Origin of the sequence: Lactiplantibacillus brownii (genome assembly GCF_031085375.1) — a bacterium.
Lineage (GTDB): Bacteria > Bacillota > Bacilli > Lactobacillales > Lactobacillaceae > Lactiplantibacillus > Lactiplantibacillus brownii.
The window spans coordinates 2,976,718-2,989,443 of the sequence record NZ_JAVCWF010000001.1 but is presented as its reverse complement, the minus strand read 5'-3'; the positions used below and the strand labels follow the sequence as shown (position 1 = coordinate 2,989,443).

The following is a 12,726-nucleotide window of genomic DNA, read 5'->3' as shown; positions in this document are numbered from 1 at the left end:
CTCTGAAATTAGTCGTTACTCTGCTTGCAGCATGCGATACTGTGATTCATAAAGCTCATAGTATTCCCCCCGTTTGGCTAAAAGGTCTTCATGGCGGCCTGCTTCGACGATCTGACCATCGTTAACGACCAGAATCTGGTCAGCTTGTTGAATCGTTGAGAGTCGATGTGCCACGATGAAACTGGTACGGCCCTTGAGCAGTTCATTTAAGCCTGCTTGTAGGAGGGCTTCGGTTTTAGTATCAATGGCCGCGGTCGCTTCATCCAAAATTAAGATCCGCGGGTCCGCTAAGAGTACGCGCGCAAATGCTAGTAGTTGGCGCTGGCCGGCAGACATGCTACCCCCACGTTCTTGGACGGTTGTTTGATAGCCGTCTGGCAATGTCTCAATGAAATTATCTGCACGGGCGATCTTAGCCGCGTGAATCACTTCTTCATCGGTAGCGTCTAGGCGGCCGTAACGAATGTTATCCATGATCGTGCCAGAAAAGATGAAGGTATCTTGTTGCATGACCCCCATTTGCGTCCGTAACGATTTCAAGGTTACTTGGCTAATGTCCACGTTATCAATCGTAATTGTGCCACTGGTGACGTTGTAAAAACGCGAGAGTAAATTAATAATGGTTGATTTGCCGGCACCAGTTGGACCAACCAAAGCAATGGTTTGACCAGCTTGGGCATGAAATGAAACGTCATGTAAGTTCAGCGGACCATCATCGTCATAACGGAAAGAAACGTCGTTGAACCGGACATCACCTTTAATTGGTGGTAAGGCAAACGCATCAGGCGCGTCAATCACGGTCGGTTTTTCGTCCATAGTTTCAAAGATTCGTTCCAAATAGGCAGTAGCGGTGATCAAAGAATTATAGAAGTTCCCAATATTGATGACCGGATTCCAGAAATTATTAATATAGCCGAGAAAGGCAATCAGGGTCCCAGTACTGACCACGACGCCTAGCTGCTGAATCCCAATAAAGTAGATCAAGGCAGTCGTCATCGTTGAGATATTTTGAACCCCTGGACTCAAAGCGTATTGAACTTTAACCGCCCGCATATAGGAATCACGGTTATCATTAGCGACTGTATCAAAGGCATGAATGGCATTATTTTCTTGTGCGAAACCCTGTGTTACTTTGATGCCATCAATACTTTCATGAATGTAAGCGTTTAAATTCGATTGTTTATTACTCAATTCACGATAAGCGACCCGTTGTTTCTTTTGGATGTAGTACGCCCAAATTAATAGGAAAGGAATCAAAACTAAACTATCTAGGGTTAATTTCCAGTTGATGGCAAACATGAAGACCAAGGTGACGAGTAGTGAAATAATGTCAGAAATCAAATTAACTAGGCCATTAGCTAACAGATCACTCAACGTATTGATATAGTTGACGACTCGAATCAGGATTTTGCCATGTGGTCGGGAGTCAAAATAGGAAAAGGGTAACTGTTGTAAATTCGTGAATAGATCGGTTCGCATATCAATGAGTAAATTTTGTCCAATTTCGGTAATGGCCCAGATTCGGTAACGGAAACAACCAAAGGCAACGAGGAGGCTAGCGAGAAAGATCCCCCCTAGCAACCAGAGCAGCTGAAAGTTACGTTGTGGAATCGCTGAATCAATGGCGACTTTCATCAGATAAGGCCCTAAGATCACGGCAATATTTCCAATGAGAATTGAGCCCAGGACTAGCAACATCCGCCAAGAATAGGGGCGTAAATAATGACCAAGACGCGCATAATCGTGCCAATTAAAGTGTTCATTTAACTTTTCGTCTTCGTTGTACGTATTACGCTTTGCCAAGGTCATCAGCTCCTTTCGCTGTTTTGAGTAAGCCCAATTGCCGGCGATAAGTTTCGGCATAATAGCCGTCCATTGCGAGCAAGTCTTCATGGGTTCCGTGTTCAACGATCCGGCCATGCCGAAGCACGATAATTTGATCCGCACGACGTAAAGATGAGGTTCGTGAGGCGATGATGAAGACCGTTTTATCGCGCGTTACTTTACGTAATCGTTTTTGAATGGTCGCTTCTGTTTCCATATCAAGCGCGCTGGTGGTATCGTCCAAAATCAGAATACGGGGATCTTTAACCAAGGCCCGTGTCAAAGAGATGCGTTGTTTTTGACCACCAGATAAACCGACGCCCCGCTCACCGACAACTGTGCCATAGCCATCAGGCATCGTACTAATGAAGTTATTAGCATCGGCGATATCAGCCATTTCACGGATGAATTGTTCGGGTGCCTGTCGATTACCATAATTGATATTGTCCACGATGGAATCGGAAAATAGGAACAAGTCTTGGGTCACAATCGTGGTTTGATTACGGAGCACTTGCGCGGGCCAGTCCCGCACATCTCGACCATCAACGAGAACTTGGCCGCTGGTGGGGTCATAAAATCGCGCAATCATGTTCATTAAGGTTGATTTACCAGAACCGGTCTCACCTAGAATACCTAAAGTTTGACCGGGTTTGACCGTGAAGTTGATATCATCGAGCACTTTAACTTCTGGCGCGTCTGGAAAGGCAAAGTCGACGTGTTGAAAAGTGACTTCACCTTTGATCGGCGTGACGGCGACATTCTTCGTTGGCTTGATAACCGGTTGGGCATCCAGCATCGCGCGAATCTTGATGGTCGCTGCCGAAAAGCGTTGAATATCATTAATCAGCCAGCCACTCATGCGCATCGGTTGGTTCAGCATCCAGAGGAAGCCGTTAAATGAAACTAGCGCTCCTAAAGTCATGTGGTGATTGATGACTAAGAAGCTCCCAAATAGTAAAACGATGACGGATAACAATGAAGCTAAGAAGTCTAGCGCTGGCAAATAACGTCGTGAGACTGCCGCTGAAGCCATGTTTTTATCACGATAATCACGATTTAACTTTTCAAATTTTTGAACTTCGAATTTTTCTCGTGCAAAGGCGCGGATGACCCGGTTACCGGAAATGTTTTCTTCGACCATCGCGTTTAAACGGGCAAAGCTTTGTCGGATATTGAAGAAGACCGAGTGTGCTTCCTTGCTCATGCGATTGGTGAGGATGGCAATAAAGGGGGTCAAGATAACTAACGCGAGCATGAGTTGCCAGTTGATGGCGGCCATAACGAAGATGGCGGTTAGGAACCACAACACACATTCTAGCGTGTTGTAAGTGACCCAACATAAAAAGTGTCGAATGGCATCCGTATCGCCAGTGAGTCGTGCCATGATATCACCACTCGTGACCGAGTTGAAAAAAGTGTAATCCAAGGACTGGAGCTGAGTGAATAAATCATGGCGAATATTATAAAGTGAATTTTGACCGATTCGTTCACAGAGAATGATGTAGCAGTAGCGGATCAGTGTCCGAAACAAGGTCATGCCAAGCATGATAGCTAAATAAGGAATTAATAATTGGGTATGGCCCTGATTAATGACGCGGTCGACGATTAAGCCGCCTAGTAATGGGACGACCACGATACCGGCCGAATTAATCACGATCAGAATTAGGGCCACCACAATTTGCCAGCGACTTTTTTTGGCATATTGCCAGACCCACTGATAAGGATTCATAGTGCACAACCTCTCTTGGTGTGAAAGTTACGGGTTCACCCGCTGACACCAGCTTAGGTTATTAGTATGCCGATAAATGGCTTTGATTTGAATGGAATATTTTGACTGATTACATGGCATTTTTTGCCAAAGGGGGCGGTTACTTGTTAAAACTCAAAGAATTCATTCCGGATGTCTTGTATGCGTTTCCTTATCGCAACGACCAGCCTGGAACTTATATTTATCATAAACATACCTTTTTAGAGTTATCGATCATGTTAACGGGTTATTCTGATTACAATGTAGAAGGCCGCTGGCGACGCGTTGTGGCTGGTCAAGCGTTACTATTCAATCCGGGAGTTCATCATCAAGAAACCCAACCACCCGCATCGCAGAGCTTACAGTTGCATATTGGGTTTCGGCATGTGGCCTTGCCGGGACAAACGCCGGATCATTTACCGTTCGCAGATAGTTTGATCAACTTTGGCCCACTTCAAACCGAATTTATGGCTTGTGCGCAACGGGTCGTCACGGAGAGTCAGCGGCCATCAGAATTCGGTCATGAAGTTTTACTGCAAGCACTCGTGGTCGAATTGTTATGCTTATTGTTGCGTGCTTTGCCAGAAAATGCCGTCAGCAGTGATTATTTATCGTTGAAAGATGAAGGCAGTGTCAAACAAGAACATGCGGCGTTAGTGAGTGCAGCGACTTATTATTTAGAAGCCCACTATAGTGAAGAACTGACGCTGAGCAGTTTAGCGGCGACCTTACACATTAGTCCAGCCGTTTTATCGCGAACGTTTAAAACGGTTCAAGGTGAAAGCCCGATTAACTATTTGACGAAGTTGCGAATGCGGCGCGCTAAGGATCTGTTAGCAAAAGAACAGCTCACCGTGGGGGAAGTCTCACGATCGGTTGGTTATCAGGACCCACTCTATTTTAGTAAATTGTTTAAACGCTATTTCGGGATGGCGCCGTCTCTGATTAACAAATAGAACTGGTTGACTGATTAAGTGCGTTAAATTGGTATCGGCCGGGAACCTGATATAGCCTGCCTGACAACTTTAAACAAAAATGTTAACGCTTACCTAGTTCGTAATTTTACATTATGGTATATTTCAGTCGGATAAACATATCAAGTAGGAACCTGAGGAGGAAAATAACATGATCAAATGGCGCGGATTGAGTGCCGAACAAGTTCAAGCAGTTCAGGCAGTCTGTTCAGTGAATGATTTGACAGCAATTGACGTAACGGTGACTTGTCAAAAAGGGCTTGCCGGCGTGGTGCTAGCGCGTGATGGTGCCAGTGCATCTTTAACCTACGGGAGTGCCGTTGATTTAATGCGTGGGGCGGCATTGTTAGCCGGCAAGGCGGTTCAAGCAACGCAGTTTGAAATTGAACAGCGCCCACAGTTCAAGGTAATGGCAGCCATGTTGGATGTTGCCCGTAACGGGGTGCCAACTGTAGCAATGATTCAACGGATGATTCGGCGTTTAGCCAGCATGGGCTACAACGAATTATGGTTATACTTAGAAGATTTATTTGAAATTCCAGCTGAACCTTATTTTGGCCGGGAACGGGGTCGCTACAGTCAAGCTCAGCTACATGCGATTGCGTTATATGGGGATCAATTTGGAGTCAAAATTGTGCCGGCCGTACAAACGTTAGCCCATGTGCATAATGCACTGAAATGGGATGCGCATGATGCAGTCAAGGATACGGATGATACCTTGTTAGTTGGCGCCCCAGCCACCAAGACCTTTTTAACCCACCTTTTGCAGGCAGCCAGTGCGCCATTTACGACCAATAAGATCCATATTGGGATGGATGAAGCCTATCAACTTGGACGCGGCCGTTATTTAGATCAAAATGGCTATACGGATCAGCAAACCCTAATTCTTGATCAACTAAAAATGGTCGTGGGATTAACTAAAGAACTAGGACTCAAAGCCTATATGTGGAGTGATCTCTGGTTCACGTTTGCCTCACCTAAACATGAAATGTACGATCCTGAAGTTCATTTTGATGCAAAATTTAAAGCAAGTTTACCACCAGTGGGCCAAGTTTATTGGGATTATTATCATGAAGATGAACAGACTTATCGCGATCGATTTGCCCAACATTTTGAATTGAGTGATGATGTGGTCTTTGCAGGGGGCATTTGGACTTGGAGTGCTTTAGCGCCTAACCAAAGTAAAATGTTGGCGACGGTCGCTGCTGGTTTAACTGCCGCTAAAGCTAGTGGTGTTCAACAGGTTGTTGCAACAATTTGGTTCGATGATGGGGCCGAAGTGCCAGATAGTGCAGCGTGGTATGGGTTACAGGCGTTTGCGGCCTATCAATATCATGCGACCGTTCAACCGGAAACCATTGATACCGAATATGCGTTAACTCAGGGTGAATCACCAGAGTTTTACAAAGTTTTAGATCAATTTGACAACTTCACTAAGACGGTCAATGCGGATGCCGATAATGTTAGCAAAATTGTGCTTTATGAAGATTTATTATTACAACGTTATCGGGAGAATTTACAACAAGCCGATATTGAAAGCCAGTACCAACAGTTGATTGGAACGTTAGGACAAGTACAATTACGTGCCGATAATCGGCTCATGTTGACCTTTTATCGCCAGTTGGCTAAAACGGTTTTGGCCAAATCACGCGCCTTACAAGCGGTTGCCAAATTGGGCGCAACGACTGCGCATGATGAAATGGCAGTGGCGGCCTTACAAGCGATTACGCGTTGTCGGCAGCAATTAGTGGTGTTACTAGATGAGTTCCGCGACCTTTGGCATCAACAGCGTCGTGGCAATGGCTTTGAAATCATTGACGTCCGCCTGGGTGGTCAGATTGCGCGTTGTGACACAGTTAGCTGGCGAATTAAGGCTTGGCAAGCTGGGCGCGATGATCTAGCCGAACTGCACGAACCATTGTTACCGATGGATAAGCACAGCAACGGCTTGATTGGTCACGGTCTATACAAAGAAATTGTCAGCGCCTGTGATCTTTCGTTCTAACGGTTAATTGAGTTTAAAAATAGATTCGACAAACTTGCCGCTGTGGTTAGACTGGATTTAATACTGAATCGATTATTAGTTATTAAATGTGCTAGGGAATTGAGTTTCCCCCGGGCACATTTTTTAAATTTTTGAAACAGTTAGCGTTAAAGGACAGCTTAAATGGCGTGTGTCGAAGTATGCAAGCATCCGCTTAACTTACCGCTCCGGTTGGTCTGGACTGATGCTGGAACGTGGTGACCACGTTTGTGAGCCAAAAGGCGGTCTCACAAGCCGGGCTTTCTCTAAGCTGGAAAGACCACCAGCAAAGAGAAATTTCACCACTGAGCATCATCCAGCCCGCCCTGCGCTAAATAGTGACCCTAATATTAATTGGCTTTTTGCCATGTCCTGACTTTACTATTGCTCGAATCACAATCGCTATTTAACGTCGGAGTGGACCAGTTCGTTTGCCGTGTCGAGACACTTAGCTGGGCGAATTTACCCAGGTTAGTGTCTGGTCGACTTTTAAGACATGGGTTGCGGCTTGAAAGCGCCCTGCAGACCGTTTCTTGGCTGCAGGTCTGCCTCACAGTAAACGTACTGGTCAACGGAGACGTGCGTTTAACCAGCTGTTTTAAATATGAGCAATAGTTGAGTTTATCACTAAAAATATTGATGAATCGGAGCGCGCATTGGTGCCAGCCGAGTACAGACCAACTGGAGCGGCAAGAAGTAACTTGTTGATTTTTGTACAAAGAATATACCTAATTTTGCCAAAATCTTAAATTTGTGAACATATCCCTTTAGTTAGTTGATTGTTGCAACAAAAGAAAGCGGTTACTATAACAAGTGTAATAAATGAAAGGAGGGAGAAACGATGACGCAAGATCCTGCTGTTACCGAAGCAGTTGAGCTACCGCCGGTTAAGAAGAAGAATTTCTTTCGGCAACTTCGAGACAACCGAGTGTTCTTATTGATGGTTGCACCGGGCTCACTGTTCTTAATCGTTTTCTTCTACATTCCAGTGTTGGCTAACGTTGTGGCCTTCCAAAATTTTCAATATTCAGATCAAGGATTTATTTACAGCGTGCTTCATAGTCCTTGGGTTGGCTTCCAGAACTTTACCTTCTTCTTCAAGTCCGCGGATTTCTGGATCGTTATTCGTAACACGATTGGGTACAATTTGACCTTCCTGTTACTGAACTTCTTCTTTGCCATCTTCTTCGGGGTTGTGATGAGTCAAATGCGGAATCAACGACTATTGAAGGTTTATCAAACGTCAATGTTGTTCCCATACTTCTTATCATGGGCGATTCTGTCATACTTCGTTTACGCTTTCTTGAGCTCAGATAAAGGGATCTTTAATCACATTATCCAAGCCATGGGCGGAACGCCAATTGACTTCTATAACACGCCGTGGGTCTGGCCGTTTATCATTATCTTCTTAGGGGTTTGGAAAGGGATCGGTTACAACAGTATCCTTTACTTCGCCACTGCCATGGGGATTGACCCATCGTATTACGATGCCGCGATGATGGATGGTGCTAATAAGTGGCAACAAATCAAGAATGTTACTTTACCACACATTTTACCTGTCGCAACATTGATGCTGATCTTGAACATTGGTGGGATCTTCCGGAGTGATTTCGGGCTATTCTACTTAATTCCACGTTCATCTGGGGCTTTGATCAACGTGACGCAAACGTTCGATACCTTTATTTACCGGGCGTTAACGACCACGAACGATATTGGGATGTCTACTGCTGCCGGATTACTACAATCCGTTGTCGGTGCCTTACTCATTATCGTCAGCAACTGGATTGTTCGTCGTGTACAACCAGAATCAGCACTATTTTAGGAGGTGACGCCATTGCGTAAAAAAAAGCATATTTCAGCAGTTGAAATTCGCAAGTTCGGACCTGGCGCCAACCTGTTTTTCAACATCTTTCTGGGTATTTTCGCTTTAACTTGTATTTTGCCATTTTTCTTCATCATTATTTTGTCCTTGACGAAGGAATCGGATATTACTGCTTATGGGTATCAATTCTGGCCTAAGCATTGGACTTTTGCCAGTTATCAATACTTGTCAAGAATGGGCCATCAAGTGCTTGTTTCACTTGGGGTTACCATATTCGTAACTATCGTCGGGACCATTATGAACAGTTTGTTTAGTTCAACTTATGCGTATGCAATTTCTCGTAAGGGCTTTGCTTATGCTAGATTCTTTACCATCTTTGCTTTGATTTCCATGCTCTTTGTTCCTGGGATGGTGCCAACTTACTTAATTGTGACTCAAATGTTGGGGTTACAAGATAATATCTGGGCACTGATCTTGCCAATGAGTTTCGGGGTTTATAACGTTTTGATTATGCGAACGTTCTTTAAGACCTCGATTCCAGAAGCGATTATTGAATCAGCACGGATTGACGGTGCCAGTGAAATGCGGATCTTCTGGAACATTGTGGTGCCGTTAGCCATTCCTGGGATTGCCACGATTAGTCTATTTACATCATTAGGTTACTGGAACGATTGGATGAATGCGTTACTGTACATCAACAAGGACAGTGTCACACCACTGCAATACTTGCTGGTTAAGATTCAAAACAACATTCAATACATGACTCAGAACATGTCTAATAATGGGGCAATTGCTGGTGCTGCCAGCGTGCCAACTGAAGGGATGCGTTTCGCGGTCGTTGTAGTGGCAACGTTACCAATTGCGTTGACCTACCCATTCTTCCAAAAGTACTTCGTCAAAGGGATGACTATTGGCGGGGTCAAAGGTTAATTCGAGCATTAGGTTGTGTTTAAATTATTGCCGGTGTGGGCACCGATTAGGTTAAGGATGATTTTGTCACATTCAGAGATTCGGGATCTTAAGTTTAGCAATCATCTCGTTTGACCGATTGGATCGCACACATTGACTCATTCCGAGGAGGATGAAAAGTTATGAACAAATTTATAAAGGGTGCAGCCGTGATTAGTGTTGCTGCACTAGGGACTATTGCTTTAGCTGGCTGTGGTAAGTCAAACAGTTCATCAAGTAATGCCACCACAGTTAACATGTATATGCCAGGGGACAAGCCCAAGAACTATTCAGCGATGATCAAAAAGGCCAACAAAGAAGTTCATAAGACCTATAAAGACATCAATATTAAGATGAATTTCATTGGCTGGGGCGATTATCAACAAAAGTATAACGTCATGGTTACTTCTGGGAACAGTTACGATTTAGCGTTCTCACAAAACTATACCAACAACGCCCTCAAAGGTGCTTACGCTGATATGACCAGCGATTTGAAGACTGGCGTTGCTAAGAAGGCTTATAAAGAAGTTAACCCTTCATATTGGAAAGGCTTGAAAGTCAACGGTAAAATTTACGGCTTCCCTGTAAATGCGAACGTTTATGCCCAAAATATGTTGACCTTTAACCAGTCATTCTTAGATAAATACAATATTAATATCAGTGGCGTTAGTTCATATGCCAGCATGGAACCAGCTTTAGCGAAGTTCCATAAGGAAAACCCTGGTGTCGCAGCTTTCGCCATTGGTCAAGGCTTCAAGGCATCACCAGCACACATGGACTTCCCATTGGGTAATGGCCTGCCATTCGCCATTGATTCAAGTGGTAAGAGCAAGAAGATCGTCAATGTTTATGATACATCTGAAATGAAGGGTATCTTAAACACGTTGCACAGCTATTATGAAAAGGGCTACATTCCAAAGGATGCTGCTACTTCAAGTACCCAATATAACTTGCAAGACAATACTTGGTTCGTTCGTCAAGAAACCCAAGGTCCTTACGATTACGGCGATACAACTTTGGAAAACAATGCCGGTGGCAAGAAGATGCAATCTAAAGCCATTACGGAACCATACAAGTCATCTGCACAATCTCAAGTTGCGGTTTGGAACATCTCCAAGACTTCTAAGCATAAGACTGAAGCTATGAAAGTGTTGAACTTGATGAACACTGACAAGAAGCTCCTCAACAACATTACTTGGGGTCTTCAAGGTCAACAATGGAACTTCACCGACGAAGCCAAGGGTAAGATCAAACTTACTAAGAAGTACAAACCAAACTACTTCATTGGTGCGTGGATGATGGGTAACAACAAGAACTTGTACACCCTTGATTCAACCACGAATGCCATGATCAAGAAACGTGATGATTCCATCAAGGCTTCTAAGACTTCTGCTGCATTAGGCTTCAACCCTGATACCAGCTCATTGAAGACTGAAATCACCAACTTATCTAATGTTATGAGTAAGTACCTCGATATTCTTAACACTGGGACCGCTGATCCAGAACCAACCATCAAGAAGATGGATAAGGAACTGAAGACTGCTGGTTACGATAAGGTTCAAAAAGAACTACAAAAGCAATACGATGCCTTTCTTGCTAAGCAATAATTAGCAACTAACGTATTATCACAAAGAGGTCGGGGTGCAGGTTTGCGCTACGACTTCTTTGTCTACATAGCAAGATTTTAAACTTAGAAAGGATTGATTGTGATGAGCCAACCTTGGTGGCAAAGTGCCGTAGTCTACCAGATCTACCCGCGCAGTTTTCAAGATAGTAATGGGGATGGCATTGGCGATTTACCTGGGATCATTAGTCGTTTAGACTATCTTCAAGAATTAGGGGTTGACGCACTTTGGCTTAGTCCGGTGTATCAAAGTCCGAATGCGGATAATGGCTATGACATTTCGGATTATCAAGCCATTAATCCTGAATATGGCACCATGGCCGATATGGATCGGCTGATTGCCGCTGCCAAAGCACGCGGGATTCGAATCGTGATGGACTTAGTCGTTAACCATACAAGCGACGAGCATGCTTGGTTCGTTGAGGCGAAAGCCAATCCAGATAGTCCAACGCGTGACTATTACGTTTGGTCAGATCCAGTTGATGGACAGGCGCCTAATGATCTGACATCAGGATTTATCGGTGGTTCCGCTTGGGAGTTTGATGAACCGAGTGGCCAATATTTCTTGCATCTATTTTCAGCCAAACAAATTGATCTCAACTGGCAAAATCCCCAATTACGACAAGCTATTTACGCGATGATGAACTTTTGGATCGACAAAGGTATTGGCGGATTTCGGATGGATGTGATCGATATGATTGGGAAAGAGCCGTTCAAAAAACAACTCGTGAATGGGCCATACCTGCATGATTATCTACACGAAATGAATCGCCAAACTTGGGGTGACCGAGACTTCTTAACGGTCGGTGAAGCTTGGAGTGCTGGTCCTAAGGATGCGCTGCAATACAGTGATCCCGCCAATCAAGAATTAAGTATGATTTTTCAATTTGGTCACTTGTGGGCTGATCGTCAAGTTGGCGGTGAAAAATGGGAAACGACGCCTTTATCAGTTAGTCGGTTAAAGCAAGCTTTGTATGATTGTCAACAAATTGTGGGGCCTAAAGGTTGGAACAGTTTGTTTTGGAATAACCATGATTTACCGCGTGCCGTGTCACGATTTGGGTCGTCAACTGGCTTGAACCGGGTGCTTAGCGCGAAGATGTTGGCAATTACGCTACATGGTCTGAAAGGTACGCCGTACATCTATCAAGGTGAAGAGCTGGGGATGACCGACTGCCCTGTGACGACGATCGACCAAGTCGATGATGTAGAAGCGCGCACAATCTATCGTCAATTACGGGCTAAAGGTGACACTGAAATGACGGCAATGGCCAAAATCAATCGTTTTAGTCGTGATAACGCCCGGACACCGATGCAGTGGGATGCCAGTTTCAATGCAGGGTTTAGTACGGGGCAGCCGTGGTTAGCGGTGAATCCAAATTATGACCAGATCAATGCAGCTACAGCTTTAGCTGAACCAGCGTCAATTTTTAGGACTTATCAGCGCTTGATTGCGTTGCGCCAAACGAATCCGGTTTTGCAGATGGGCGTCTTTGCGGCCATCGACGCGGTGCCTGAAAACGTCTTGGCTTATACCCGAACTTTAAATGACGTCACTTGGTTAATCTGTAGTAACTTTAGCGCTGAACCAACCGCCGTTGCGTTACCAACCTGCACGGTGGAAGTTCTTGTTAGCAATTATGCCGCTGTTTCAGAGCAGTTAGGACCCATGAAATTAAGACCTTACGAGGCTTTTATGGTTGCTCTGAAATAGTTCTTGACAGCGCTGTCAAAAACAAATGAATTTTGATATGATTAAGGCCG

At 44.6% G+C, this 12,726-nt stretch carries 8 protein-coding genes; 6 read left to right on the top strand and 2 right to left on the bottom strand.

The window, feature by feature from the left end; all coding sequences use genetic code 11:
• Positions 1-15 precede the first annotated feature (15 nt).
• Together RA086_RS13905 and RA086_RS13900 are read right to left on the bottom strand one after the other, a co-directional pair.
• Positions 16-1,809 (bottom strand): ABC transporter ATP-binding protein, encoded by a 1,794-nt coding sequence (locus tag RA086_RS13905; protein ID WP_308704494.1) that lies wholly within the window; start codon positions 1,807-1,809, stop codon positions 16-18.
• A complete protein-coding gene (locus RA086_RS13900; RefSeq protein ID WP_308704365.1) occupies positions 1,790-3,553 on the bottom strand; it encodes an ABC transporter ATP-binding protein in 1,764 nt (587 codons plus the stop codon). The genes RA086_RS13905 and RA086_RS13900 overlap by 20 nt, the downstream gene beginning before the upstream one ends.
• Positions 3,554-3,696: 143 nt before the next feature.
• On the opposite strand from RA086_RS13900, the gene RA086_RS13895 reads away from it, so the two are divergent.
• From RA086_RS13895 to RA086_RS13870, 6 genes are all read left to right on the top strand, one after another.
• Complete coding sequence (locus RA086_RS13895; RefSeq protein WP_308704364.1) at positions 3,697-4,527, top strand: helix-turn-helix transcriptional regulator; 831 nt, start codon at positions 3,697-3,699, stop codon at positions 4,525-4,527.
• Between the two features lie 169 nt (positions 4,528-4,696).
• Entirely contained in the window at positions 4,697-6,550 is a 1,854-nt protein-coding gene (locus RA086_RS13890) for a beta-N-acetylhexosaminidase (protein ID WP_308704363.1), read from the top strand.
• 859 nt (positions 6,551-7,409) lie between these two features.
• Positions 7,410-8,390, top strand: coding sequence for an ABC transporter permease (locus tag RA086_RS13885; RefSeq protein WP_407659075.1), 981 nt, complete (start codon positions 7,410-7,412; stop codon positions 8,388-8,390).
• Between the two features lie 12 nt (positions 8,391-8,402).
• Complete coding sequence (locus tag RA086_RS13880; protein WP_308704362.1) at positions 8,403-9,320, top strand: carbohydrate ABC transporter permease; 918 nt, start codon at positions 8,403-8,405, stop codon at positions 9,318-9,320.
• 161 nt (positions 9,321-9,481) lie between these two features.
• A complete protein-coding gene (locus RA086_RS13875) occupies positions 9,482-10,945 on the top strand; it encodes an ABC transporter substrate-binding protein (RefSeq protein ID WP_308704361.1) in 1,464 nt (487 codons plus the stop codon).
• A 102-nt stretch (positions 10,946-11,047) separates the two neighbouring features.
• Complete coding sequence (locus RA086_RS13870) at positions 11,048-12,676, top strand: glycoside hydrolase family 13 protein (RefSeq protein WP_308704360.1); 1,629 nt, start codon at positions 11,048-11,050, stop codon at positions 12,674-12,676.
• The last annotated feature ends 50 nt before the right edge of the window (positions 12,677-12,726 follow it).